This is a genomic window from Vibrio tasmaniensis (assembly GCF_024347635.1).
GTDB lineage: Bacteria > Pseudomonadota > Gammaproteobacteria > Enterobacterales > Vibrionaceae > Vibrio > Vibrio tasmaniensis.
This window is the reverse complement of record NZ_AP025510.1, coordinates 409,607-435,841: the sequence shown is the minus strand read 5'-3', so window position 1 is coordinate 435,841 and position 26,235 is coordinate 409,607. Positions and strand designations below refer to the sequence as shown.

At 44.9% G+C, this 26,235-nt stretch carries 13 protein-coding genes, 7 tRNA genes, 7 rRNA genes and 1 pseudogene; 5 read left to right on the top strand and 23 right to left on the bottom strand.

Annotation, left to right across the window (positions count from 1 at the left end):
- Positions 1–13: 13 nt before the first annotated feature.
- Together OCV44_RS02080 and OCV44_RS02075 are read left to right on the top strand one after the other, a co-directional pair.
- Positions 14–89 (top strand) — tRNA-Thr (locus OCV44_RS02080).
- Between the two features lie 29 nt (positions 90–118).
- Positions 119–194: transfer RNA gene (locus OCV44_RS02075), tRNA-Asn, on the top strand.
- A 276-nt stretch (positions 195–470) separates the two neighbouring features.
- On the opposite strand, the gene OCV44_RS02070 is transcribed toward OCV44_RS02075, so the two are convergent.
- Positions 471–866, bottom strand: a complete 396-nt coding sequence (locus tag OCV44_RS02070) for a DUF2391 family protein (RefSeq protein ID WP_139686282.1) — start codon at positions 864–866, stop codon at positions 471–473.
- A 963-nt stretch (positions 867–1,829) separates the two neighbouring features.
- Here OCV44_RS02070 and OCV44_RS02065 point away from each other — a divergent pair.
- Positions 1,830–2,865, top strand: a protein-coding gene (locus tag OCV44_RS02065) for an IS630 family transposase (protein ID WP_157665725.1) whose coding sequence is annotated in 2 segments (ribosomal slippage) — positions 1,830–2,288 and positions 2,290–2,865 — 1,035 coding nt in all. Because the reading frame shifts where the segments join, the coding sequence is not laid out codon by codon here.
- A gap of 168 nt (positions 2,866–3,033) precedes the next feature.
- On the opposite strand, the gene OCV44_RS02060 is transcribed toward OCV44_RS02065, so the two are convergent.
- From OCV44_RS02060 to OCV44_RS01965, 20 genes and pseudogenes are all read right to left on the bottom strand, one after another.
- Positions 3,034–3,110, bottom strand: a tRNA-Asp gene (locus tag OCV44_RS02060).
- Between the two features lie 29 nt (positions 3,111–3,139).
- A 5S ribosomal RNA gene (gene rrf / locus OCV44_RS02055) occupies positions 3,140–3,255 on the bottom strand.
- A 42-nt stretch (positions 3,256–3,297) separates the two neighbouring features.
- Positions 3,298–3,374 (bottom strand) — tRNA-Thr (locus OCV44_RS02050).
- A gap of 38 nt (positions 3,375–3,412) precedes the next feature.
- Positions 3,413–3,528, bottom strand: a 5S ribosomal RNA gene (rrf, locus tag OCV44_RS02045).
- 91 nt (positions 3,529–3,619) lie between these two features.
- Positions 3,620–6,513: ribosomal RNA gene (locus tag OCV44_RS02040) — 23S ribosomal RNA — on the bottom strand.
- 299 nt (positions 6,514–6,812) lie between these two features.
- A tRNA-Ala gene (locus OCV44_RS02035) sits at positions 6,813–6,888 on the bottom strand.
- A 21-nt stretch (positions 6,889–6,909) separates the two neighbouring features.
- Positions 6,910–6,986: transfer RNA gene (locus OCV44_RS02030), tRNA-Ile, on the bottom strand.
- A 66-nt stretch (positions 6,987–7,052) separates the two neighbouring features.
- A 16S ribosomal RNA gene (locus OCV44_RS02025) occupies positions 7,053–8,607 on the bottom strand.
- 389 nt (positions 8,608–8,996) lie between these two features.
- A 5S ribosomal RNA gene (gene rrf, locus OCV44_RS02020) occupies positions 8,997–9,112 on the bottom strand.
- Between the two features lie 91 nt (positions 9,113–9,203).
- A 23S ribosomal RNA gene (locus tag OCV44_RS02015) occupies positions 9,204–12,097 on the bottom strand.
- A 389-nt stretch (positions 12,098–12,486) separates the two neighbouring features.
- Positions 12,487–14,041, bottom strand: a 16S ribosomal RNA gene (locus OCV44_RS02010).
- Together the 16S, 23S and 5S rRNA genes with 4 tRNA genes alongside form the textbook arrangement of a ribosomal RNA operon.
- 662 nt (positions 14,042–14,703) lie before the next feature.
- Positions 14,704–15,957 (bottom strand): HD-GYP domain-containing protein, encoded by a 1,254-nt coding sequence (locus tag OCV44_RS02005; RefSeq protein ID WP_139685404.1) that lies wholly within the window; start codon positions 15,955–15,957, stop codon positions 14,704–14,706.
- A gap of 81 nt (positions 15,958–16,038) precedes the next feature.
- Positions 16,039–16,446, bottom strand: coding sequence for a VOC family protein (locus tag OCV44_RS02000; RefSeq protein ID WP_139685405.1), 408 nt, complete (start codon positions 16,444–16,446; stop codon positions 16,039–16,041).
- 486 nt (positions 16,447–16,932) lie between these two features.
- Positions 16,933–17,289: pseudogene (locus tag OCV44_RS01995) on the bottom strand (DUF3391 domain-containing protein); the annotation flags it as partial.
- Positions 17,290–17,397: 108 nt separating this feature from the next.
- A complete protein-coding gene (locus OCV44_RS01990; RefSeq protein ID WP_139685406.1) occupies positions 17,398–18,393 on the bottom strand; it encodes a LacI family DNA-binding transcriptional regulator in 996 nt (331 codons plus the stop codon).
- Between the two features lie 108 nt (positions 18,394–18,501).
- Positions 18,502–19,257: a chitin disaccharide deacetylase gene (chbG, locus tag OCV44_RS01985; RefSeq protein ID WP_139685407.1), complete on the bottom strand. Its 756-nt coding sequence runs from the start codon at positions 19,255–19,257 to the stop codon at positions 18,502–18,504.
- Between the two features lie 16 nt (positions 19,258–19,273).
- Entirely contained in the window at positions 19,274–20,596 is a 1,323-nt protein-coding gene (locus OCV44_RS01980; protein WP_139685408.1) for a 6-phospho-beta-glucosidase, read from the bottom strand.
- A 10-nt stretch (positions 20,597–20,606) separates the two neighbouring features.
- Entirely contained in the window at positions 20,607–20,918 is a 312-nt protein-coding gene (locus OCV44_RS01975) for a PTS lactose/cellobiose transporter subunit IIA (protein WP_017100049.1), read from the bottom strand.
- Between the two features lie 48 nt (positions 20,919–20,966).
- Positions 20,967–22,301, bottom strand: a complete 1,335-nt coding sequence (locus OCV44_RS01970) for a PTS sugar transporter subunit IIC (protein WP_170213736.1) — start codon at positions 22,299–22,301, stop codon at positions 20,967–20,969.
- Positions 22,302–22,388: 87 nt separating this feature from the next.
- Entirely contained in the window at positions 22,389–22,694 is a 306-nt protein-coding gene (locus OCV44_RS01965) for a PTS sugar transporter subunit IIB (RefSeq protein WP_029225390.1), read from the bottom strand.
- Positions 22,695–22,941: 247 nt separating this feature from the next.
- Between OCV44_RS01965 and OCV44_RS01960 the strand changes: the two genes are divergently transcribed.
- Positions 22,942–24,225 carry a carbohydrate-binding protein gene (locus OCV44_RS01960; protein ID WP_139685410.1) on the top strand — a complete coding sequence of 428 codons (1,284 nt, stop codon included), beginning with the start codon at positions 22,942–22,944 and terminating at the stop codon, positions 24,223–24,225.
- Between the two features lie 119 nt (positions 24,226–24,344).
- Here the strand turns inward: OCV44_RS01960 and OCV44_RS01955 are convergent.
- Positions 24,345–24,429: transfer RNA gene (locus OCV44_RS01955), tRNA-Leu, on the bottom strand.
- Positions 24,430–24,624: 195 nt separating this feature from the next.
- On the opposite strand from OCV44_RS01955, the gene OCV44_RS01950 reads away from it, so the two are divergent.
- The gene (locus OCV44_RS01950; protein WP_139685411.1) at positions 24,625–25,101 is read left to right on the top strand and encodes an RDD family protein; all 477 of its coding nucleotides are present in this window, start codon (positions 24,625–24,627) and stop codon (positions 25,099–25,101) included.
- Between the two features lie 61 nt (positions 25,102–25,162).
- Here OCV44_RS01950 and lptG read toward each other — a convergent pair whose 3' ends face one another.
- Positions 25,163–26,233 carry an LPS export ABC transporter permease LptG gene (gene lptG / locus OCV44_RS01945; RefSeq protein WP_139685412.1) on the bottom strand — a complete coding sequence of 357 codons (1,071 nt, stop codon included), beginning with the start codon at positions 26,231–26,233 and terminating at the stop codon, positions 25,163–25,165.
- Positions 26,234–26,235: the final 2 nt, after the last annotated feature.

Below are 26,235 nucleotides of genomic sequence, written 5' to 3'. Positions count from 1 at the left end.
CTTGATACATGATGCCGACTTAGCTCAGTAGGTAGAGCAACTGACTTGTAATCAGTAGGTCACCAGTTCGATTCCGGTAGTCGGCACCATTCTCTTGATTAGAGATAAAACAATCAATTCCCCTTTAGTTCAGTTGGTAGAACGGCGGACTGTTAATCCGTATGTCGCAAGTTCAAGTCTTGCAAGGGGAGCCAATTAAAGAAAGCCGCATCATTGATGCGGCTTTTTTGCATCTAAAGATCCTAGCGTGCCTCCATCTCCCTCACCTTTCTAATCGCTCATTCAGTACAGAAACTCTCAGTCTTAATTTTCTTGTAAAACAATTAGGCCTTACTCTTTTGATTTAGCTTTAATCACCCAACGACATGTCGAAACCTTTCTAGCGAGCTTGCTACTTGTGTTATCTAAGAGTGAACCAAATAAGCGCTAGAATGGCTCTGTTGATGACTTAACCTGGGTGATATACGGTTTCACTCTTTATCGAAACTATCCACTATAATAGCCCCCATAGACGCGGGCATTGATATAACAACGACACGTTTAAACGAGACTATTGGATCGCTTAATAGAGGCAACTTATCCAAACATGTCAGTACCAAAGCAACTACCAACGCCGTCATAGCATAAGCAATAACAATTCTGAAAATAAACACCGGCATGCGCGCAACAACATTTTTTTGAAAGACACTTTCATAAGTATAAAAGCCTAAGAACACAGCTGATAATAAAAATAGCAGCAACAGATTAGCAGTAGGCAAAGTCTCCCCTAACTTCCAGGCTTCTTCGGAAAAAGAAATCGGAACAGCCAAAGCAAAAGATCCTACAAAGATCTGACTGGCATCTTCAAAGTTAAAGCTTAATTTCATAGTTCGCCCCATTAGGTTTTAAGGCTTTATCTATTTGTTAAAATAATCGCTAAAATATCACCCGATGATTTTTTTTGAGTCTATTCTTACAAAGCGAACAATAACGCCCTTCTAGCTTCATATTAGTCGCAATAGCCAAAACATAGCTTGAACTAACCAGCAAGAAATCAATATGTTCAGAGTAAAGTGGTCAACACAACTAATTCATATCGAGTCAACAAACATATCAGAGTAGAAAAGAGACCGGTAAATATCTCCTAAGAGCCTAGAGCCAGAGAGTCTCGATCTGATTGAATGATAAATATCACTGCACGAATACGAGAAATTCTCTATTTCTTAGCATATGTATCCCACCGGCACCAATTTGGGCCCTTAATCTAGCGACTATCTCCTTCAACCTGAAATATAATCCACTTCCCCTTTGAGATACTTTTCAAACAGGGTCCTCAATACAATTAAGAGTGGTTTAAGCTTAATGCATAACAAGAGGATGAAGTCACCTCATTAAAGGCTATAGCGCTCTTAGCAGAAACATCCATGATCGATCCCTAATTACACATCAGAAGTACCCTCTAGATTCACAGATAAAAACAGAAGTCAGGTATCGTAGACGAAGGGCTGTTAACTAATACTAAAGTGCACTCGCTTGATAAAGCAAACATCTGCAAACGCAGGGCACATAGGATGAGTTGTAAGGCTTATATAACTTCGATATTGAATGGATACAGCTGAGTCAGAACAGTCTCATTAACCGGACTTACAACGTCGCATAGCTCGAGTATTTGAGTGCTAAGCTTAAAGCTATATGCGTTTGTGAAACGCATGCTCGTTTCAAATAACAACTGGTGTAGAAAATACAAATAAAAAGACTCTAATCGTAGAGTTAGACTTTCTAATAAATAATACCAATTAAAGTAAAAATATGATCTAATTAAGGCCGTCGAACTCTTACAGAAAATCGCCATGGATAGCCTTAATAATACTGATTTTAAAAAGCTAGCAAGCCAACAAAAAACCATTCAAATGAAGGTTCGCTTGCTAGCACTTGCCCACTTCAAAGAAGGTCACTCGCGCACTCAAATTGCCAAATACCTTAAAGTCAGTCGAACTAGTGTAAACAAATGGGTTCAAGTATTTCTTGAAGAAGGATTGGAAGGGCTTCAAGAAAAACCTCGCACAGGCAGACCTGCATACCTCAATGCAGAACAACGAAAACAACTCAGTGCATTCATTAAGAAAGAAGCAGAGTCCCCTTCAGGCGGGCGCCTTGTCGGGAGCGATATACATGACTACATCGTGAAAAACTTTGATAAATACTACCACCCTAATTCTATCTATTATCTCCTCGACCACATGGGCTTCTCTTGGATAACTTCTCGCTCCAAACACCCTAAACAATCACAGCAAATCCAAGACGATTTTAAAAAAATTCAAAATAGAAACGATCCTTAAGATCCCCGGCCATATTGGGCTAGAGAGTGTTGATGTCTGGTTTCAAGACGAAGCTAGGTTTGGCCAACAGAACACAACGACACGTCTTTGGGCGACTCGTGGAACGAGGCCTCGCGTGGTAAAACAACAGCAATTTGAATACGCTTATTTGTTTGGTTCGGTATGCCCTGAAAGAGGAATTGGCGAAGCCATAGTGGTTCCTTGGGTTAACAAGGACATAATGACAAATCACTTAGAGCAGATATCTAAAGCTACTGAAAAAGGACGTCATGCTGTCGTTATAATGGATGGTGCAGGCTGGCATACCGATGATATTGCGAGAGAGTTTAATAACGTCAGTACTATTAAGCTTCCTCCCTACTCGCCAGAGCTTAACCCTATAGAGCAAGTTTGGAGTTGGTTGCGACAACATTATCTAGCGAATCAAAGTTTCACTGATTATAACGACATTGTTTCCAAGGTTTGTCGCGCTTGGAATGAATTTCTTGAGTGCAAAGATCGTGTCACAAAAATGAGCAGAAGGGATTGGATAAACCTGATCAGTTAATTTTCCGGATTGGTATTAGATGCAAAAAGCCCCGCGATTTCTAGCGAGACTTCTTATAAATGGTGGAGTGCTTGGGGTCGCAAGCGACCGGGACTCGTTGCTCGAAGACAAAATTATCGTATCCAGAAACGACGAAAGCCTAGTCATAAGACTAGGCTTTCTAATAAGTGGCGGAGTGGACGGGACTCGAACCCGCGACCCCCGGCGTGACAGGCCGGTATTCTAACCAACTGAACTACCACTCCGCAGTGTCTATCAGCATAATGCAATTTAAGCCTGACGATGTCCTACTCTCACATGGGGAAACCCCACACTACCATCGGCGCTATTATGTTTCACTTCTGAGTTCGGCATGGAATCAGGTGGGTCCACAATGCTATGGTCGTCAAACAAATTCTTTTGTTAACTTGATGAATCAAATCAACTAAATAATGGTGCTGATACCCAGACTCGAACTGGGGACCTCACCCTTACCAAGGGTGCGCTCTACCGGGCTGAGCTATATCAGCAAATTGAAAATCGTTAAAAACGATTCTCTAAATTTAAAGCCTGGCGATGTCCTACTCTCACATGGGGAAACCCCACACTACCATCGGCGCTATTGTGTTTCACTTCTGAGTTCGGCATGGAATCAGGTGGGTCCACAATGCTATGGTCGCCAAGCAAATTTTAAAATTCGGAAAGCTTATCTAAAATATCTCTTCAAACTCATTCAAGGTCTGTCTTTGAGTCCACAAAACCCCTTGGGTGTTGTATGGTTAAGCCTCACGGGCAATTAGTACAGGTTAGCTCAATGCCTCGCAGCACTTACACACCCTGCCTATCAACGTCGTAGTCTACGACAACCCTTTAGGACACTTATAGTGCCAGGGAAAACTCATCTCAAGGCTCGCTTCCCGCTTAGATGCTTTCAGCGGTTATCGATTCCGAACTTAGCTACCGGGCAATGCCATTGGCATGACAACCCGAACACCAGAGGTTCGTCCACTCCGGTCCTCTCGTACTAGGAGCAGCCCCTTTCAATTTTCCAACGCCCACGGCAGATAGGGACCGAACTGTCTCACGACGTTCTAAACCCAGCTCGCGTACCACTTTAAATGGCGAACAGCCATACCCTTGGGACCGACTTCAGCCCCAGGATGTGATGAGCCGACATCGAGGTGCCAAACACCGCCGTCGATATGAACTCTTGGGCGGTATCAGCCTGTTATCCCCGGAGTACCTTTTATCCGTTGAGCGATGGCCCTTCCATTCAGAACCACCGGATCACTATGACCTGCTTTCGCACCTGCTCGAATTGTCATTCTCGCAGTCAAGCGGGCTTATGCCATTGCACTAACCACACGATGTCCAACCGTGTTTAGCCCACCTTCGTGCTCCTCCGTTACTCTTTGGGAGGAGACCGCCCCAGTCAAACTACCCACCAGGCACTGTCCGTAATCCCGATTCAGGGACCAACGTTAGAACATCAAAACTACAAGGGTGGTATTTCAAGGACGACTCCACCACATCTAGCGACGCGGTTTCATAGTCTCCCACCTATCCTACACATGTAGGTTCAATGTTCAGTGCCAAGCTGTAGTAAAGGTTCACGGGGTCTTTCCGTCTAGCCGCGGGTACACTGCATCTTCACAGCGATTTCAATTTCACTGAGTCTCGGGTGGAGACAGCGTGGCCATCATTACGCCATTCGTGCAGGTCGGAACTTACCCGACAAGGAATTTCGCTACCTTAGGACCGTTATAGTTACGGCCGCCGTTTACCGGGGCTTCGATCAAGAGCTTCGACCGAAGTCTAACCCCATCAATTAACCTTCCGGCACCGGGCAGGCGTCACACCGTATACGTCATCTTACGATTTTGCACAGTGCTGTGTTTTTAATAAACAGTTGCAGCCACCTGGTATCTGCGACTCTCGTCTGCTCCATCCGCAAGGGACTTCACTGATAAGAGCGTACCTTCTCCCGAAGTTACGGTACCATTTTGCCTAGTTCCTTCACCCGAGTTCTCTCAAGCGCCTTGGTATTCTCTACCCGACCACCTGTGTCGGTTTGGGGTACGATTCCTTACAATCTGAAGCTTAGAGGCTTTTCCTGGAAGCATGGCATCAATGACTTCACTACCGTAGTAGCTCGACATCGTATCTCAGCGTTAATGAAAGTCCGGATTTACCTAAACTTTCCGCCTACGTACTTGAACCTGGACAACCGTCGCCAGGCCCACCTAGCCTTCTCCGTCCCCCCATCGCAATTGTAAGAAGTACGGGAATATTAACCCGTTTCCCATCGACTACGCCTTTCGGCCTCGCCTTAGGAGTCGACTTACCCTGCCCCGATTAACGTTGGACAGGAACCCTTGGTCTTCCGGCGAGGGAGTTTTTCACTCCCTTTATCGTTACTCATGTCAGCATTCGCACTTCTGATACCTCCAGCAGCCCTTACAGACCACCTTCAACGGCTTACAGAACGCTCCCCTACCCCACATACCCTAAGGTACGTAGCCGCAGCTTCGGTGTATAGCTTAGCCCCGTTACATCTTCCGCGCAGGCCGACTCGACCAGTGAGCTATTACGCTTTCTTTAAATGATGGCTGCTTCTAAGCCAACATCCTGGCTGTCTGAGCCTTCCCACATCGTTTCCCACTTAGCTATACTTTGGGACCTTAGCTGGCGGTCTGGGTTGTTTCCCTCTCCACGACGGACGTTAGCACCCGCCGTGTGTCTCCCGGATAGTACTTACTGGTATTCGGAGTTTGCAAAGGGTTGGTAAGTCGGGATGACCCCCTAGCCTTAACAGTGCTCTACCCCCAGTAGTATTCGTCCGAGGCGCTACCTAAATAGCTTTCGGGGAGAACCAGCTATCTCCAGGTTTGATTGGCCTTTCACCCCTAGCCACAAGTCATCCGCTAATTTTTCAACATTAGTCGGTTCGGTCCTCCAGTTGATGTTACTCAACCTTCAACCTGCCCATGGCTAGATCACCTGGTTTCGGGTCTAATCCTAGCAACTGTACGCCCAGTTAAGACTCGGTTTCCCTACGGCTCCCCTAAACGGTTAACCTTGCTACTAAAATTAAGTCGCTGACCCATTATACAAAAGGTACGCAGTCACACCACGAAGGTGCTCCTACTGCTTGTACGTACACGGTTTCAGGTTCTATTTCACTCCCCTCACAGGGGTTCTTTTCGCCTTTCCCTCACGGTACTGGTTCACTATCGGTCAGTCAGTAGTATTTAGCCTTGGAGGATGGTCCCCCCATATTCAGACAGGATATCACGTGTCCCGCCCTACTCGTTTTCACTGATTATGATGTGTCGGTTACGGGGCTATCACCCTTTATTGCGAGACTTTCCAGACTCTTCACCTGCATCATTAAAAGCTTAAGGGCTAATCCAATTTCGCTCGCCGCTACTTTCGGAATCTCGGTTGATTTCTCTTCCTCGGGGTACTTAGATGTTTCAGTTCCCCCGGTTTGCCTCCTGTTGCTATGTATTCACAACAGGATACTTGCTTATGCAAGTGGGTTTCCCCATTCAGGAATCCCAGACTCAAAAGGTTATTACTACCTAATCTGGGCTTATCGCAAGTTATTACGCCTTTCATCGCCTCTGACTGCCAAGGCATCCACCGTGTACGCTTAGTCACTTAACCATACAACCCGAAAGGGTCTTAGCGTATGGCAACTAACCAAGGTTTTTGGTTGTCATCAAGAAGGGTTAATTCTTGATGACTGTTTGCCGGACTCAATTGTGAATCAAATAAATTTGATTCGAATACAAGACACTTGAATGTGTTTGTTGTGTTTATCTAATGAAAGATAAACATTGAGAACTTTTAAATTTGATTGAATTACTCGTAAGTAAATCAATCAGTCAGCTTTCCAAATTGTTAAAGAGCTAGATTTCTTTCGAAACCATTTTTAAATATTTTCAGATAAAAACACTTAAAGATGGTGGAGCTATGCGGGATCGAACCGCAGACCTCCTGCGTGCAAGGCAGGCGCTCTCCCAGCTGAGCTATAGCCCCATCTTTGTTTCTAGTCGATATTGGTGGGTCTGAGTGGACTCGAACCACCGACCTCCCGCTTATCAGGCGAGCGCTCTAACCAGCTGAGCTACAGACCCAATATCGTCTCTTTTACTTTCTAAACCTAATCAATCTGTGTGGACACTCATCGTGGTATCTTCGTATAAGGAGGTGATCCAGCCCCAGGTTCCCCTAGGGCTACCTTGTTACGACTTCACCCCAGTCATGAACCACAAAGTGGTGAGCGTCCTCCCCGAAAGGTTAAACTACCCACTTCTTTTGCAGCCCACTCCCATGGTGTGACGGGCGGTGTGTACAAGGCCCGGGAACGTATTCACCGTGACATTCTGATTCACGATTACTAGCGATTCCGACTTCATGGAGTCGAGTTGCAGACTCCAATCCGGACTACGACGCACTTTTTGGGATTCGCTCACTATCGCTAGCTTGCTGCCCTCTGTATGCGCCATTGTAGCACGTGTGTAGCCCTACTCGTAAGGGCCATGATGACTTGACGTCGTCCCCACCTTCCTCCGGTTTATCACCGGCAGTCTCCCTGGAGTTCCCGACATTACTCGCTGGCAAACAAGGATAAGGGTTGCGCTCGTTGCGGGACTTAACCCAACATTTCACAACACGAGCTGACGACAGCCATGCAGCACCTGTCTCAGAGCTCCCGAAGGCACACCTGCGTCTCCGCTGGCTTCTCTGGATGTCAAGAGTAGGTAAGGTTCTTCGCGTTGCATCGAATTAAACCACATGCTCCACCGCTTGTGCGGGCCCCCGTCAATTCATTTGAGTTTTAATCTTGCGACCGTACTCCCCAGGCGGTCTACTTAACGCGTTAGCTCCGAAAGCCACGGCTCAAGGCCACAACCTCCAAGTAGACATCGTTTACGGCGTGGACTACCAGGGTATCTAATCCTGTTTGCTCCCCACGCTTTCGCATCTGAGTGTCAGTGTCTGTCCAGGGGGCCGCCTTCGCCACTGGTATTCCTTCAGATCTCTACGCATTTCACCGCTACACCTGAAATTCTACCCCCCTCTACAGCACTCTAGTTCACCAGTTTCAAATGCAGTTCCGAGGTTGAGCCCCGGGCTTTCACATCTGACTTAATGAACCACCTGCATGCGCTTTACGCCCAGTAATTCCGATTAACGCTCGCACCCTCCGTATTACCGCGGCTGCTGGCACGGAGTTAGCCGGTGCTTCTTCTGTTGCTAACGTCAAGATGCGCAGCTATTAACTACACACCCTTCCTCACAACTGAAAGTACTTTACAACCCGAAGGCCTTCTTCATACACGCGGCATGGCTGCATCAGGCTTTCGCCCATTGTGCAATATTCCCCACTGCTGCCTCCCGTAGGAGTCTGGACCGTGTCTCAGTTCCAGTGTGGCTGATCATCCTCTCAGACCAGCTAGGGATCGTCGCCTTGGTGAGCCATTACCTCACCAACTAGCTAATCCCACCTAGGCATATCTTGACGCGAGAGGCCCGAAGGTCCCCCTCTTTGGCCCGTAGGCATTATGCGGTATTAGCCATCGTTTCCAATGGTTATCCCCCACATCAAGGCAATTTCCTAGGCATTACTCACCCGTCCGCCGCTCGACGTCCATTAACGCACCCGAAGGATTGTTAGTGTCGTTTCCGCTCGACTTGCATGTGTTAGGCCTGCCGCCAGCGTTCAATCTGAGCCATGATCAAACTCTTCAATTTAAGATTTTGTGACTCAACGAATACTGACTTCAAAACTATTCTTTATAAATAAAGAGTGTAATTTTAAAGCTATTACCATTCCAACAGAATGATAATGAATTGACTGTGCCAAATAACCGAGGTTATTCGTATTGGTCACTCAGTTCATTGAAATCAATTTTGTTACCGAAGTAACTGTTACTACCTAAGTAATAACGTTTTGATATTCATCAACGAGTGCCCACACAGATTGATAGGTTTAAATTGTTAAAGAGCTTTGCTTTCAGTGCTTTAGCACGTAAGCAGGACGCGTATAATACGCTTTCCACTTTGAAAGTCAACATAAAATACTAAGAAAACTTAGAATTCTATGGTGACTTGTCTACTTAGTAGACAAAGTCGAAATTAAAGCCTGGCGATGTCCTACTCTCACATGGGGAAACCCCACACTACCATCGGCGCTATTGTGTTTCACTTCTGAGTTCGGCATGGAATCAGGTGGGTCCACAATGCTATGGTCGCCAAGCAAATTTTAAAATTCGGAAAGCTTATCTAAAATATCTCTTCAAACTCATTCAAGGTCTGTCTTTGAGTCCACAAAACCCCTTGGGTGTTGTATGGTTAAGCCTCACGGGCAATTAGTACAGGTTAGCTCAATGCCTCGCAGCACTTACACACCCTGCCTATCAACGTCGTAGTCTACGACAACCCTTTAGGACACTTATAGTGCCAGGGAAAACTCATCTCAAGGCTCGCTTCCCGCTTAGATGCTTTCAGCGGTTATCGATTCCGAACTTAGCTACCGGGCAATGCCATTGGCATGACAACCCGAACACCAGAGGTTCGTCCACTCCGGTCCTCTCGTACTAGGAGCAGCCCCTTTCAATTTTCCAACGCCCACGGCAGATAGGGACCGAACTGTCTCACGACGTTCTAAACCCAGCTCGCGTACCACTTTAAATGGCGAACAGCCATACCCTTGGGACCGACTTCAGCCCCAGGATGTGATGAGCCGACATCGAGGTGCCAAACACCGCCGTCGATATGAACTCTTGGGCGGTATCAGCCTGTTATCCCCGGAGTACCTTTTATCCGTTGAGCGATGGCCCTTCCATTCAGAACCACCGGATCACTATGACCTGCTTTCGCACCTGCTCGAATTGTCATTCTCGCAGTCAAGCGGGCTTATGCCATTGCACTAACCACACGATGTCCAACCGTGTTTAGCCCACCTTCGTGCTCCTCCGTTACTCTTTGGGAGGAGACCGCCCCAGTCAAACTACCCACCAGGCACTGTCCGTAATCCCGATTCAGGGACCAACGTTAGAACATCAAAACTACAAGGGTGGTATTTCAAGGACGACTCCACCACATCTAGCGACGCGGTTTCATAGTCTCCCACCTATCCTACACATGTAGGTTCAATGTTCAGTGCCAAGCTGTAGTAAAGGTTCACGGGGTCTTTCCGTCTAGCCGCGGGTACACTGCATCTTCACAGCGATTTCAATTTCACTGAGTCTCGGGTGGAGACAGCGTGGCCATCATTACGCCATTCGTGCAGGTCGGAACTTACCCGACAAGGAATTTCGCTACCTTAGGACCGTTATAGTTACGGCCGCCGTTTACCGGGGCTTCGATCAAGAGCTTCGACCGAAGTCTAACCCCATCAATTAACCTTCCGGCACCGGGCAGGCGTCACACCGTATACGTCATCTTACGATTTTGCACAGTGCTGTGTTTTTAATAAACAGTTGCAGCCACCTGGTATCTGCGACTCTCGTCTGCTCCATCCGCAAGGGACTTCACTGATAAGAGCGTACCTTCTCCCGAAGTTACGGTACCATTTTGCCTAGTTCCTTCACCCGAGTTCTCTCAAGCGCCTTGGTATTCTCTACCCGACCACCTGTGTCGGTTTGGGGTACGATTCCTTACAATCTGAAGCTTAGAGGCTTTTCCTGGAAGCATGGCATCAATGACTTCACTACCGTAGTAGCTCGACATCGTATCTCAGCGTTAATGAAAGTCCGGATTTACCTAAACTTTCCGCCTACGTACTTGAACCTGGACAACCGTCGCCAGGCCCACCTAGCCTTCTCCGTCCCCCCATCGCAATTGTAAGAAGTACGGGAATATTAACCCGTTTCCCATCGACTACGCCTTTCGGCCTCGCCTTAGGAGTCGACTTACCCTGCCCCGATTAACGTTGGACAGGAACCCTTGGTCTTCCGGCGAGGGAGTTTTTCACTCCCTTTATCGTTACTCATGTCAGCATTCGCACTTCTGATACCTCCAGCAGCCCTTACAGACCACCTTCAACGGCTTACAGAACGCTCCCCTACCCCACATACCCTAAGGTACGTAGCCGCAGCTTCGGTGTATAGCTTAGCCCCGTTACATCTTCCGCGCAGGCCGACTCGACCAGTGAGCTATTACGCTTTCTTTAAATGATGGCTGCTTCTAAGCCAACATCCTGGCTGTCTGAGCCTTCCCACATCGTTTCCCACTTAGCTATACTTTGGGACCTTAGCTGGCGGTCTGGGTTGTTTCCCTCTCCACGACGGACGTTAGCACCCGCCGTGTGTCTCCCGGATAGTACTTACTGGTATTCGGAGTTTGCAAAGGGTTGGTAAGTCGGGATGACCCCCTAGCCTTAACAGTGCTCTACCCCCAGTAGTATTCGTCCGAGGCGCTACCTAAATAGCTTTCGGGGAGAACCAGCTATCTCCAGGTTTGATTGGCCTTTCACCCCTAGCCACAAGTCATCCGCTAATTTTTCAACATTAGTCGGTTCGGTCCTCCAGTTGATGTTACTCAACCTTCAACCTGCCCATGGCTAGATCACCTGGTTTCGGGTCTAATCCTAGCAACTGTACGCCCAGTTAAGACTCGGTTTCCCTACGGCTCCCCTAAACGGTTAACCTTGCTACTAAAATTAAGTCGCTGACCCATTATACAAAAGGTACGCAGTCACACCACGAAGGTGCTCCTACTGCTTGTACGTACACGGTTTCAGGTTCTATTTCACTCCCCTCACAGGGGTTCTTTTCGCCTTTCCCTCACGGTACTGGTTCACTATCGGTCAGTCAGTAGTATTTAGCCTTGGAGGATGGTCCCCCCATATTCAGACAGGATATCACGTGTCCCGCCCTACTCGTTTTCACTGATTATGAGATGTCGATTACGGGGCTATCACCCTTTATTGCGGCACTTTCCAGAGCCTTCATCTGTCTCATTAAAAGCTTAAGGGCTAATCCAATTTCGCTCGCCGCTACTTTCGGAATCTCGGTTGATTTCTCTTCCTCGGGGTACTTAGATGTTTCAGTTCCCCCGGTTTGCCTCCTGTTGCTATGTATTCACAACAGGATACTTACTTATGTAAGTGGGTTTCCCCATTCAGGAATCCCAGACTCAAAAGGTTATTACTACCTAATCTGGGCTTATCGCAAGTTATTACGCCTTTCATCGCCTCTGACTGCCAAGGCATCCACCGTGTACGCTTAGTCACTTAACCATACAACCCGAAAGGGTTTCTATTTGCTTTCACTTTAAAAAGTGAAGACAAATAAGCGTATGGCAACTAACCAAGGTTTTTGGTTGTCATCAAGAAGGGTTAATTCCTGATAACTGTTTGCCGGACTCAATTGTGAATCAAACTAACGTTTGATTCGAATACAAGACACTTGAATGTGTTTGTTGTGTTTATCTAATGAAAGATAAACATTGAGAACTTTTAAATTTGATTGAATTACTCGTAAGTAATCAATCAGTCAGCTTTCCAAATTGTTAAAGAGCATAAAGCAAAAAGCTTTAATCAATAACTTACGTTATTAATTAAAGCTCTGGCTTTAACTAAATCTAAACCATCAATCTGTGTGGACACTCATCGTAAGTATCTTCGTATAAGGAGGTGATCCAGCCCCAGGTTCCCCTAGGGCTACCTTGTTACGACTTCACCCCAGTCATGAACCACAAAGTGGTGAGCGTCCTCCCCGAAAGGTTAAACTACCCACTTCTTTTGCAGCCCACTCCCATGGTGTGACGGGCGGTGTGTACAAGGCCCGGGAACGTATTCACCGTGACATTCTGATTCACGATTACTAGCGATTCCGACTTCATGGAGTCGAGTTGCAGACTCCAATCCGGACTACGACGCACTTTTTGGGATTCGCTCACTATCGCTAGCTTGCTGCCCTCTGTATGCGCCATTGTAGCACGTGTGTAGCCCTACTCGTAAGGGCCATGATGACTTGACGTCGTCCCCACCTTCCTCCGGTTTATCACCGGCAGTCTCCCTGGAGTTCCCGACATTACTCGCTGGCAAACAAGGATAAGGGTTGCGCTCGTTGCGGGACTTAACCCAACATTTCACAACACGAGCTGACGACAGCCATGCAGCACCTGTCTCAGAGCTCCCGAAGGCACACCTGCGTCTCCGCTGGCTTCTCTGGATGTCAAGAGTAGGTAAGGTTCTTCGCGTTGCATCGAATTAAACCACATGCTCCACCGCTTGTGCGGGCCCCCGTCAATTCATTTGAGTTTTAATCTTGCGACCGTACTCCCCAGGCGGTCTACTTAACGCGTTAGCTCCGAAAGCCACGGCTCAAGGCCACAACCTCCAAGTAGACATCGTTTACGGCGTGGACTACCAGGGTATCTAATCCTGTTTGCTCCCCACGCTTTCGCATCTGAGTGTCAGTGTCTGTCCAGGGGGCCGCCTTCGCCACTGGTATTCCTTCAGATCTCTACGCATTTCACCGCTACACCTGAAATTCTACCCCCCTCTACAGCACTCTAGTTCACCAGTTTCAAATGCAGTTCCGAGGTTGAGCCCCGGGCTTTCACATCTGACTTAATGAACCACCTGCATGCGCTTTACGCCCAGTAATTCCGATTAACGCTCGCACCCTCCGTATTACCGCGGCTGCTGGCACGGAGTTAGCCGGTGCTTCTTCTGTTGCTAACGTCAAGATATGCAGCTATTAACTACACACCCTTCCTCACAACTGAAAGTACTTTACAACCCGAAGGCCTTCTTCATACACGCGGCATGGCTGCATCAGGCTTTCGCCCATTGTGCAATATTCCCCACTGCTGCCTCCCGTAGGAGTCTGGACCGTGTCTCAGTTCCAGTGTGGCTGATCATCCTCTCAGACCAGCTAGGGATCGTCGCCTTGGTGAGCCATTACCTCACCAACTAGCTAATCCCACCTAGGCATATCTTGACGCGAGAGGCCCGAAGGTCCCCCTCTTTGGCCCGTAGGCATTATGCGGTATTAGCCATCGTTTCCAATGGTTATCCCCCACATCAAGGCAATTTCCTAGGCATTACTCACCCGTCCGCCGCTCGACGTCCATTAACGCACCCGAAGGATTGTTAGTGTCGTTTCCGCTCGACTTGCATGTGTTAGGCCTGCCGCCAGCGTTCAATCTGAGCCATGATCAAACTCTTCAATTTAAAGTTTTGATTACCTAAATTAATAGGTGTGACTCAACGAATACTGACTTCAAAACTAATATTCATGTAAACATGAACATGTAATTCTAAAGCTATTACCCCTCTCTTCTTAAATAAATAGGAACAGAATGGTAATGAATTGACTGTGCCGAATAATTTCTTTCTACAAGAGAAAGTCATTAAACGTATTGGTCACTCAGTTCATTGAAATCAATTTTGTTACCGAAGTAACTGTTATTACGCTCTTTCGAAAAAGAACCAATAACGTTTTGATATTCATCAACGAGTGCCCACACAGATTGATAGGTTTAAATTGTTAAAGAGCTTCTCTTCGTTGTGACTTACATCACTTCGGAAGAGGCGGCCATTCTAGCGATTTAACTCTCAGTGTCAAACACTTATTTTGAATTAATTTCTACTTTAGAAAAGTAGAAGCGAATCATCGCTTAAAGCTAGTTGCCTTACTAACATTCTTCGCTGAAGCCTTGTGGCGTCTACCGTGTCAGTGAGGCGGCATTATAGAGATACAACTCTTATTGGCAAGCATTAAATGCGTTTTTTATTTAAAAAAGAGGTTAAGCGAAGACATTTCAACCAAGGGCTTATTTATACCACTTTTGCCCCAAGTTTCGAACAAACTACCCACAAACACCTGTGGATAACTACTCTCCACTATCAAAAAAGTAAGATAAGCGAGCCCTAGGGTTTAGATATTCTCTAACTTGTTCCGGTAACTTGCTTGGATGAACTGCATTGACAATTTTTATCTCTTTAGTGAATAGGTCAATGATCGGGGCTTGGGTTCTTGGAACGCTCGGGTCATAGATCAATACGTTCGGATAAAGCATATGTTTGGCATTAACAGATATAACAATTCCAATCGATTCATTTGAAAGCTGCACTATTGTTCCTGGCGGGTAGACTCCCATAAACTTAACCAATAAGCTCAAATTATCCTGACTATATAGGTGTTTGCAGTTCTTATATAAGTGGGACAGTGCCAGATACGGAATCATTTGTTGAGATTGCGCTTTACCATGACAAAGGTTATCAAATGCATTAGCCACTGATACAATCTTTGTAAGCTCATCTATCTCTTCTTCTTTTAAGCCTTCTGGATAACCAGAGCCATCATTCATTTCATGATGTTGAACGATTACTTTTTTGGCACTTTCAGGAAAGTCATCAATTCCAGCGACAATATCAGCACCATACTTGGTATGAAGTTTTAGGTAATTCTCTTCCGGTGTCGTCAGCGTGCTCTGTTTTCTAAGTATTGCAGCTGGTATTTTGATTTTTCCTACATCATGGAACAACGCAGCAAAAGAAAGCGCTTTCAATTGTTGTGTATTGTAGCCTTTAGCTTTACCTATCATTAACGCAACGACAGAGACATTTAATGTATGAAAGTAAATGTCTTCAAAATCACCTTTAGCATTCATAAGATGTAAGGTAACGCTATCGTCACTTGCCAGTATTTCAACAATATCATCAACTAGACTTTTTACCTCTCCTACCGCATCTATAGGTCGGTTACGAATTTTTGTCATTACTGAACGCATTCGAGCAAGCGAGCGCTCGAACTCTTTCTCACAATGACTGACTCTACGACGGTAAGAGCTTAGGGTTTCGATACGTTCATGCTTATCTTTCCACATCCTTTCAGTTTCAAGGCTTATCTGTAGATCTGAATCGGCACCTTTCTCTATCTCGTGATTAGAAGGTAAAGGTGCAGTGTCGCTTTGACTTAGATTTATATAGACATGCTTAATCCCAAGATGCCGAATTATGTTCACTTGAACGTCATCTTTTATTTTGAAGCTGTTGAATAAAAATGGGTGTTCATTCCATTTTAGGGGGAGTCGTATATGTAGGCCGGGCTGGATGCGATCTACAGTAATCTTTATGCTGCCCATATTTATATAATATTGATTAATAATCTATATTTATAATTCTAATAAAACCACGCAGGAATTTCACTATCCAATTTCACAGGTTCAACTTAAAGAATCACAATGCACCATCCAACGAATACCGAACTTATCTTCCACTTTGCCAAATCTAGCACCCCAAAACGTGTCTGCGAGTGGCGTCATTATTCGCCCCCCTTGTTTGAGCTTCTCAAAAATTTTTTCTTGAGTCGCGGTATCCTCTGTAACCAAGGAAAGTGCCAGATTGTTCCCTTCAAGTTCTTTAGCTTTAACGCCATCAGACATCATGAGCTTCATACCAAATGCTTCGAACTCAGCGTGCATAACCCAATTAGGCTTTGCGCCCTCTATCACCTGCGGAGCATCACTAAAGAGTTGCTTAGATAAGACCACACCACCAAAGCACTTATGATAAAAATCTAACGCTTCACTACAACGACCATCAAAAAACAAGTAAGGGGTTACTGTCAGCATATGTTTCTCCTCTGTTAGTCCTTTAAACATAGACAATAGACGTGAGAATGACAGATAACATTCTGATTTAAGATAATTAATTTACTAAGGAATCGCATTACGAACGGAAATGGTAATATTTTGGAATGGCACAATAAGGACTGACTGATTGGACAGGCATTCCTGCCACCACCAAGGCAACGTTTTCTGCTCTCCAGATACAACAAAGCCCCGACTTGAGTCGAGGCTTTGTCATCTAAATATGGTACCGGTAGGCAGGCTTGAACCGCCACGCCCGAAGGCAACGGATTTTGAAAGCGTGAAGGTTACTGATACTTACTTAGATCTACAGGTACCTATTTTGTTCTCAGGTTGTCAGCAACTAGATCTAGATGTATCGGCTTAACTTTCGAGTATTCACATGACACTCACACAACCAAAACCTGGACAGGATGAGTACAACCTCCCCCCATTTAGTTCGCACAACGAAATTTATGGTAAATCAATCATTATTGAGGATGCTTGCGACAATTCTTTCTCACAATGACTGACTCTACGACGGTAAGAGCTTAGGGTTTCGATACGTTCATGCTTATCTTTCCACATCCTTTCAGTTTCAAGGCTTATCTGTAGATCTGAATCGGCCCCTTTCTCTATCTCGTGATTAGAAGGTAAAGGTGCAGTATCGCTTTGACTTAGATTTATATAGACATGCTTAATCCCAAGATGCCGAATTATTTTCACTTGAGCGTCATCTTTTATTTTGAAGCTGTTGAATAAAAATGGGAGTTCGTTCCATTTTAGGGGAAGTCGTATATGTAGGCCGGGCTGGATGCGATCTACTGTAAGTTTAATTTCTGCCACTTTTCCACTACTGACTTTTCTTTATAATCTTTTAATAATAGATTTTGTAAACGAATTCATCAATAAACACACCATGTAGATGGTGTGCAGTATGGCTTTAAATAGAAGCTATATGGGCCTCTCTGCTTTGCGTATTTTTAAATGAGTTTCAAAGAGCAGCTTGTTCTCTAATTGCTGATCCTTTACTAGCCCCATAAGTGTTTGTACTGCGGCTCTAGCCATATCACTGATAGGGAAATGTACTGCTGATACCGTTGGATAAAGGCTTTCACATAAATCAACACTATCAAAGCTCACCATCGAAATTTTCTCTGGGACCGGAATTTTATGTTCATGTAGAAATTGCATAGCGCCAACCGTCATCTCCTCACTACAAGAAAAAAGGGCGGTCATTTCTTGATGTCGTCTATATATAGCAGCCATTGCATCGTAACCACTTTGACGTCCGTAATCCCCTTCTTCACACCAGCTCTCATCAATATCAATCCCTGCGCTTGTCATTGCATCGACATAACCAAGCTTCCTCAGCAAACTATTATGCCGTTGTGAAGGTCCCATAATACAAGCAATGTTTCTGTGACCACTTGTTATAAGGTGCTCTACAGCAATACGACTCGCACCATAATGATTAAATGTAACACATCGTTCTTCAATACCTTCTACATGGCGATCTAGCAATACAAATGGTGTCGGCAACTTGGCAAGCTCACGTAAATCATCATCAGAAAGGTAGCGACTATGGAGCACATACCCATCACAGCGAAGATCATGAAAACGTTGAATCGCCTCTCGCTCACCATATGCAGAATGATGGCCTTGCGCGGTAATCAGGAACTTTTCATGGGTGTCTAATTCAGTTTGAACTTGCTCCATCATCTCCCCAAAGAACCCACCTGTATAGTAGGTCACTAACAAGCCAACCATGTTGCTTGATGAAGTAGCGAGAGAGCGAGCAATAGCACTTGGGCGATAATTGAGCTGTGCCATGGCCGCTTCGACTTTTTTTCTTGTCTCGTCTCGAAACTTACCCTCCCCATTAATAATACGAGAAACGGTAGAGCGATTTACTCCGGCGAGTTCGGCGACATCTTTAATCCTTGCCATATGACTACTTAATCCAACTACTTGTTTTATTGAAAAGGGAGACCAAAAATAAAGCGGCCACCAGCAAATCGTAAGGTGATTATAGGGGGTCGACGCTGGCAGCCTAAATCATACACTGACGACTTGGTAAGAAGAACTAAGTGCAGAGTAATCCGTGACTGCGATACCACACTGAAGAAGTTCCTGTTTAAGTATCGAAGAGGTCAGTACTTGTAGCTCTAACTCTCGCTGTAATGCGTAACCACTTTTATGTATTAGAGATTTATCGATTTCTGCAGGATGGCACATCACTTCGACAATATCGTATCGAGCCTTTAGTCTGAGCAAGTTCCTCATTAGTCCATCTAAATTCACGCCCTGGTCGTAAAACTCATCAGTAAAGAAATATCGAGTAGAATTACTTTCATGGCATAGTCCACTCCCGCGTAAAGGCACTCGATACTTTGCAGCAAGCTCTCTAATTACGGGCAGTAATTGAGGGTGAGTGTGTGCATGATGGTGGCTGTCGAGATGACTCAGGGATAAACCTAAAGCAAGGAAATGCTCTACCTGACTTTCAGCTTCTTCATACACTACCTTGGCATCGAAATCTTGTTTCTTCCACAGGTCAGCGTAATTAACAAACTCCTCCTTATTGTTAGTAAGATTAGGGTGCCCCGTTATTGGAGCCCCCGCTGTAAAACGCAGATGCACACCAATTTTTAAATCTGGATTTTGTTTCGCCAACTCAACAGCATGCTTCTCTGCATCCATGCCTACCATCATAGTGGTCGAGTTAACAACGCCTTGCTGGTGTGCTTTGATGATTCCAATATTTACTCCTGACGTTAAGCCAAAGTCATCTGCGTTAAAAATCACTTTCATGACGATACAACCTTATCTATAACGTTGTTAATTTGAATTGAGGAAGGTATGACGCATTGACTCTCAATATGTCATCCAAAATGGATTTCGCTCGACCAATATCAGGCACTAACGGATTATTGGTCAACGCCATAAGTGCTTTGTCATAACTGCCTTCAACGGCGGCTTCAATCGCCAATTGTTCGTAAGCCTTCACTTGATAGAGCAAACCTTTGATGTTGTTAGATAGCTCCCCTACCGCGAGTGGTTTTGCCCCCCAACTACCAATCACTGCACTACACTCAATCACAGCACTATCTGACAAACTGTTAATGGCCCCATTATTTAACACGTTAACGACGTGAATACTGTTGCGGTTGTTATAAATCGAATCAACTAGGTTCAATGACGCGTCGGAATAATAAGCTCCGCCTCGTTCCTCTAGTTCCTTCGGTTTATGGTCCAAATTAGGGTCTTGATACAACTTAAAAAGGGCAGATTCTGTTTCCATGACTTGTTCAGCACGAGTACCTTGCTCCCTAGCACTCTTTTTCTCTTCTGCTAACATAGCGTCGGTCTGATAAAAATAGCGATGGTAAGGACAAGGAATAGCACCTAAAGCTTTAAGAAAAGCAGGGTCCCATGGCTCTTCCCAAATATTTTTCATACTGAAGTTGGCACCATCTCCGACTTTTTCCAACACAGTTTGAGTAATATCTTCCCCTCTAAGCCATGCTTTGTGTACCCATACCAAGTGATTCAAACCTGCGAACTCAAGCTGCAACTCTTTTGGCTCACAATCCATCATTTCAGCGATCATCATCTCCATCGAGACTGGTACATTGCACAAGCCAAGACTCTTCACTTTGGAGTGTTTACTCACTGCTTCAGAAACTAAGCCTGCTGGGTTTGTGAAATTCAGCATCCATGCATTTGGCGCTAACTCTTCAATGTCTTTACAAATATCGAGAATCACAGGGATGGTTCGTAGTGCTTTGGCAAAGCCACCTGGCCCAGTGGTTTCTTGACCGATAACGTCATACTTGATAGGGATACGTTCGTCATTAGCTCGTGCAGCTAAGCCTCCTACTCTAAATTGAGTCATTACAAAGTCAGCACCTTTGATGGCTTCTCGACGATCAAATCCCGCTTTGATTTCAATATCGGCGCCAGCCTTGTCAACCATACGCTGAGCTAACCCTTTGATGATTTCGAGCTTCTCTGCCCCCACTTCGATATCAACAAAGTGCATTTGTTTCACTGGTAGAAATTCCAAGCGCTTGATTACGCCCTCAACGAGTTCTGGTGTATAGCTACTACCACCACCAATGATGGCAAGTTTGATTGCATCTCTCGACATAATTGCTTCCCTACTTCTCTGCAAGTTGCTTGTTCAATGCGACGATTTCAACGGCCATTTCTTGAGCCAATATTGTAGTCATTAAGTGATCTTGAGCATGCACCATCACTAAGGTCATTGGCACTTTGCCTTCTCCCTGATCTTCTTCAATTAGTTGAGTTTGAACCAAATGCGCCTTGTTAATACATTCTCTTGCTTGGGATAGCTTTTCTTCAGCCGTTGCAAAATCTTTTTCTCTAGATAGACGCAATGCTTCATAGCTTAAACTTCTGGCCTCGCCCGCATTACAGATAATTTCCATTACCACTAATTCTTGTTCCATATCTTCTCTCCAGAAAGGAGGGCTGCCAAATGACAGCCCAAATAATCATTAGGCTGTCACGCCTTCGCCTGTTGGTTTTTCTGCATCTTTCGTTTCTTTATTAGCTGGTAGCTCTTGCTCCAGCACCTGTTTCTCGAACATTTTGAAGAAAGGTAAATAAATGAAGAGGTCGAGAATAAGAAGAGCAATAACCAACAACACTGGTGAGAACGTCCAACCACTACCCCATGAGGCCCCTATGATTGCAGGGGTTGTCCAAGGTGTTGTCGCCACCCCCATACCAACAAAACCAATATGTATCGCAAAATAAGCGATGGTTGCGTTTAAGATTGGCGCGAAAACGAATGGAATAAACAAAATTGGGTTCATCACAATTGGGCTACCAAAGATCACCGGTTCATTGATTTGGAAGAAACCCGGCACCGCACTCATGCGACCTATACTTTTGAGGTGCGCTGAACGGCTGAAAGACATCAACAAGACTAGCGCTAGAGTTGCACCCGAACCACCAATGAAGATGTAGAAATCCCAGAAGGGCTGGGTAAATACATTTGGAATTGGTTGACCGGCAACAAACGCATCGATGTTGACGCTAATGTTTGTAAGGAAGATTGGAGACAATAGTCCAACAACGATCGCTGCACCGTGAATGCCTGCAAACCATAATAATTGGCAAACAAGCAGCGCGCCGATGATCGCTGGTAAGGTATTTGAAGCACTGATCAGTGGTTTAAACATTGCCATCACTGCATCTGGGATCAGCATGTCGTATTGAGTCTGAACAAAAATACTTAATGGATATAACGTAATGAAAATCGCTAAGACAGGTAAAAGAACTTCAAAAGAACGAGCGATTGCAGGTGGGACCTGCTCTGGCATACGAATCGTAATGTTATACTTCTTCATAAAGCGGTAGAGTTCTACCGAGAAGAAAGCACACATTACAGCAGTAAAGATACCAGTACCACCCATGTGCTTCATCGCCAAGGCACCATCTTTTGCAGGTGCAGCAACTAATAAAAAGCTCATGAGCGATAATACTGCGCTGGTGATCCCATCCATTTTGTACGCTTTAGCCAAGCTATAGGCGACCCCAAGCGAGACAAATATGGTCATTATCCCCATCGACATATTAAACGGCATCATAATAGTATCGAAATGCGTCGTCGCAAAGTCCAACCATATTTGACCTAAAGTAAACGAGGTACCCTCTTCAAATGGGGGGAAAGCAAAAATCAAAATAAAGCTACCGACAATAATAAACGGCATTGCCACAATAAATCCGTCTCTCATTGCTCTAACATGGGGCTGATTACCCACTTTAGCCGCTATTGGGGCTATATGCTTTTCGACGATTCCTATAATCGCATCATAAAGCTTCATAGAGTCCATCCTTATTTTCAGACAAAAGAATCCCGCACCAAAAATTAATATTCAGTGGTACTCTTATTTATATTTAAAATTATTGAATTAGTTAATCAGATCTAAAGCTTGCTGTAGTACTTCTTCCCCTTTCATCATTCCATAAGCCTGGGGGGAAATCGCTTCTATATTTTTACCATGCTCTTGTGCGGTTTTACGTAGTTCTTCTAGCTGGAAACGAACCTGAGGACCAAGTAAGCAAACATCGTACTCTTTGATAGCCTCATCGAATGCGTTCACAGACAAAGCGTTAATCTCACATACAATCCCTTGCTTTTCAGCTGCTTGTTCCATTTTCTTAACCAGCATACTGGTCGACATTCCTGCGCTACAGCATAAAAGGATCTTTTTCATAGCCTTACTCCCATTGTGTAAATTTCAACCTGCAAAAATTGTAGCAAAAATAACCAACGCAAAAAAGCGCAACCGGTTGCATTGTTCGTGAACTGAATCCCACTTTAGAAAATACGGCCTATTTTTTATTAATTATTTAGGTCTAGGATAAAAGCCAGAAAGAAATTAAAAGCAACAACCTATATTTATAACTATCAATATATTATTTCTGACAACGTCATAATTAATTTCTACTAAGGAATATAAAATAAAATTAAATAAACTGGCTATAATTACACTTTTAGGCACTGCCCTGTCTCAATTTTCTCATGCCCAAGAAGCACCAAAAGGTACCATATATTTAACCTTCGATGACGGCCCTATTAATGCATCTATCGATGTAATTAATGTGCTGAATGAACAAGGTATTAAAGGTACTTTTTATTTTAATGCTTGGCATTTAGATGGCATTGGTGATGAAAATGAAGATCGTGCTTTAGAGGCCTTAAAACTTGCTCTTGATACGGGGCATATCGTGGCTAACCACAGTTACGCACACATGATTCATAACTGTGTTGAAGAGTTTGGCCCTAACAGTGGCGCAGAGTGTAATTCAACCGGCGATCATCAAATCAACTCTTACCAAGATCCTGCTCATGATGCGGGTACTTTTACCGAAAACTTAGCCGTGTTAGAACGATACTTACCAAGTATCAACAGCTATCCAAACTATCGTGGAGAGGAATTTGCTCGACTGCCTTACACCAATGGCTGGCGTGTAACAAAGAACTTTAAGGCAGATGGTTTATGTGCAACATCTGATGATTTTAAACCTTGGGAGCCTGGTTACTTCTGTGACACTGAAAACCCTTCAAACAGCGTTAAGGCCTCGATTGAAGTGCAAAACATCTTAGCGAATAATGGATACCAAACCCATGGTTGGGACTTAGACTGGGCACCTGAGAACTGGGGCATAGCGATGCCAGCAAACAGCTTAACAGAAGCAAAACCATTCCTTACCTATGTTAATGCAGCGCTTAATAGTTGTGCACCAACTACCATTAATCCTATCAACTCCAAAGCACAAGAATTTCCTTGTGGTACACCGTTACACGCAGACAAAGTGATCGTGTTAACGCATGAATTCTTATTTGAAGATGGTAAACGTGGTATGGGAGCAACCAAAAATTTACCTAAGTTAGCTAAGTTCATTCAAATAGCTCAAGAAGCAGGATATGTCTTCGACACCATGGATAACTACACTCCAGTTTGGCAAGTTAGCAGCGCTTACGCAGCTGGCGATTACGTCACTCACTCAGGCACCGTTTACAAAGCCGTAACGACACACGTTGCACAACAAGACTGGGCGCCATCTTCAACCTCTAGCCTTTGGACTAATGCCGACCCAGCAACCAATTGGACGCTAAACGTTGCTTATGAGGAAAGTGATGTAGTGACATATCAAGGTTTACGTTACCTAGTAAACGTACCACATGTATCACAAGCCGAGTGGACTCCAAATACACAGAAAACCTTGTTCACAGCTCTATAGACTGTTCCTACTATCACCATGTAGTAGTTTGCGCGAGGCATACCCCTCGCGCTTTTTTCTTTTTGGGGATTCAGAAATAACAAAGCCCCGACTTGAGTCGAGGCTTTGTTATTTAAATATGGTACCGGTAGGCGGACTTGAACCGCCACGCCCGAAGGCAACGGATTTTGAATCCGTCGTGTATACCAATTTCACCATACCGGCATTATCTTGGGGCATTGCCCTTTCGATGTCTGGCATTATACGTATGCGCACCGATGTGGCAAGTATAAAAACTTGAATTTATGTGTGTTTGCCGATAATTTCGCCACTAAGTCATAAGCTGTGCGTCATGTCTCTTTTCAGGCCAAGCCTTAAACTATATTCTGACGCCTCAATTTTTAAAGAAGTAATAACACCATGACATCAACAAACACTCTGCCACCAGCAGGGGTAATGCGCCGATTCGGTGCCTTGTTCTATGACGCCCTTATCGTAATCGCCATTGAAATGATGGCGGCCGGTATCATTGTTGCTCTACTGCACGCGCTCATGGCTCTTGGTATTTTTAACCATAGCGGCTACGCCGATGTCAGTGACTTCTTAACCAACCATCCTATTTGGAGCCCGACGTATACTTTTTACTTAGTCATCGTTTGGGTGTACTTCTTTGTGTTCTTCTGGACTAGAGCTGGCCAAACGCTAGGAATGAGGGCTTGGAAACTACGTGTTCAAAACAAAGACGGCTCTGCGATCACAGTAACTCAAGCGCTAATACGCTTAGGTACTTCGGGATTTGGATTAGCAAATTTATGTGTTCCATTCGATCCTCAGAAACGTGGCTTTCACGATATCTGGGCAAAGACCGAAGTCGTTGTGTTACCACAGGCACAATAACGCAATTAAGCGAACTTAATGCAAGATCAAAAAAGGAAGGCTTAATGCCTTCCTTTTTCATTTATAGTTTCCGCCTCAAGAGCATGATGGCAATTCCGAAGAACACCACGCTAGGGGCTATCGCACCAAAGGCAGGTGGTATTTGATAAACCAAGCTGATTGGCCCAAAGAACTCACTGGATATATAGAAAGTAAAGCCAGCAATCACACCAGAGAGAATCCTTGCTCCCATGGTCACGCTACGTAAAGGACCAAAGATAAACGATAATGCCATCAACATCATGACCGCTATCGAAATAGGTTGAGTTATTTTTCTCCACAACGCTAGCTCATAACGTGCTGCATCTTGCTCTGATGCTTTGAGATAAGAAACATAATCATACAAACCACTCAACGACAGCTCTTCCGGTTTCACCGTCACTATCGCGAGTTTGTCTGGAGCTAAAGACGTTTCCCACGAGAAAGTCGGTAGATTCTCTTTAGTCACTTGAATTTCGTTCTCAAACGAGGTGAGCTCTACATCGCGCATAGTCCAAACGTTGTCTCCAACGTAATCGACTTCTTTTGAGTATATAGCCGTTTTCAGAGCCTTGTTCTCATCATAGCGCCACATGTTCAAACCATATAACTTATCATCGTCTATTTTGACAATGAAAATGAAGTCATTGGCATCACGAGCCCAAACACCGCTTTGAGTAGAGATAATACTACCACCAGCAACCGAGATAGTTCTTAAGTCACGAGCCATCTTCTGTGCTTGCGGAGCTCCCCACTGCCCAAGTAATGTCACTATCACCATTAACGGAATCGCAGTCTTAAGTACCGATAAACCAATATCTAACTTAGAGAAACCAGCCGCCTGCATAACCACAAGCTCAGAACTCGCAGCAAGCATACCAAGACCAATTAATGCGCCAAGTAATGCCGCCATTGGGAAGAACATTTCGATATCACGAGGAATACTCAGTAAAACGAAATACAACGCTTGTAATAGATCGTATGTACCACGACCTACCTTCCGCAACTGCTCTACGTACTTGATAATTCCAGAGAGACCGACAAACGTCACCAATACTAATGACGTGGTCGCGATGATGGTTCTGCCTATATATAAATCGAGAATCTTAAACACGG

What these genes read in the sequence shown, in the direction of transcription:
- OCV44_RS02070 (WP_139686282.1), bottom strand. Translation starts at nt 866, where the DNA reads ATGAAATTAAGCTTTAACTTTGAAGATGCCAGTCAGATCTTTGTAGGA.
- OCV44_RS02005 (WP_139685404.1), bottom strand. Translation starts at nt 15,957, where the DNA reads ATGGGCAGCATAAAGATTACTGTAGATCGCATCCAGCCCGGCCTACAT.
- OCV44_RS02000 (WP_139685405.1), bottom strand. Translation starts at nt 16,446, where the DNA reads ATGCTGACAGTAACCCCTTACTTGTTTTTTGATGGTCGTTGTAGTGAA.
- OCV44_RS01990 (WP_139685406.1), bottom strand. Translation starts at nt 18,393, where the DNA reads ATGGCAAGGATTAAAGATGTCGCCGAACTCGCCGGAGTAAATCGCTCT.
- chbG (WP_139685407.1), bottom strand. Translation starts at nt 19,257, where the DNA reads ATGAAAGTGATTTTTAACGCAGATGACTTTGGCTTAACGTCAGGAGTA.
- OCV44_RS01980 (WP_139685408.1), bottom strand. Translation starts at nt 20,596, where the DNA reads ATGTCGAGAGATGCAATCAAACTTGCCATCATTGGTGGTGGTAGTAGC.
- OCV44_RS01975 (WP_017100049.1), bottom strand. Translation starts at nt 20,918, where the DNA reads ATGGAACAAGAATTAGTGGTAATGGAAATTATCTGTAATGCGGGCGAG.
- OCV44_RS01970 (WP_170213736.1), bottom strand. Translation starts at nt 22,301, where the DNA reads ATGAAGCTTTATGATGCGATTATAGGAATCGTCGAAAAGCATATAGCC.
- OCV44_RS01965 (WP_029225390.1), bottom strand. Translation starts at nt 22,694, where the DNA reads ATGAAAAAGATCCTTTTATGCTGTAGCGCAGGAATGTCGACCAGTATG.
- OCV44_RS01950 (WP_139685411.1), top strand. Translation starts at nt 24,625, where the DNA reads ATGACATCAACAAACACTCTGCCACCAGCAGGGGTAATGCGCCGATTC.